Origin of the sequence: Pseudarthrobacter albicanus (assembly GCF_018224015.1) — a bacterium.
GTDB lineage: Bacteria > Actinomycetota > Actinomycetes > Actinomycetales > Micrococcaceae > Arthrobacter > Arthrobacter albicanus.
This window is the reverse complement of the sequence record NZ_JAGPOT010000209.1, coordinates 1-396: the sequence shown is the minus strand read 5'-3', so window position 1 is coordinate 396 and position 396 is coordinate 1. Positions and strand designations below refer to the sequence as shown.

At 67.9% G+C, this 396-nt stretch carries 1 protein-coding gene; it reads right to left on the bottom strand.

Going from position 1 to position 396, the window contains the following annotated elements:
* Positions 1-396: Kelch repeat-containing protein (locus J9611_RS21470; RefSeq protein ID WP_211883296.1), on the bottom strand; the 396-nt coding region annotated here is incomplete at both ends.

The following is a 396-nucleotide window of genomic DNA, read 5'->3' as shown; positions in this document are numbered from 1 at the left end:
GTGCAGGTGTTGCACAGCCCGCCACCGCCGACGAAGACCCGGCCATCGGGAAGCAGCAGGCCGACGCTGTGATACGTCCGGGGGATGGCCATCGGGGCCAGCGTGGTCCACTTTCCGGTGGCCGGGTTCCAGATTTCCGGGGCCATCCTGGCGCCGGTGTCCGTGAACGGAACCGGGGTGGCCTGACCGCCGACCACCAGCACCTGGCCATCGGGCAGCGCGACCCCGTTCGCGAACGACCGGGTCACGCCCATGTCTGCGGTCCGGGCCACCTTGACCCCGTTGTTGATGTCGATCGTGTACGCCCGCGCCGTAGCCGGGATGCTATTGTAGGCGGTCGACCCGCCCACGGTCAGGATCTTTCCGACGTCGTACATCACGGCGTCGCCGTTCATT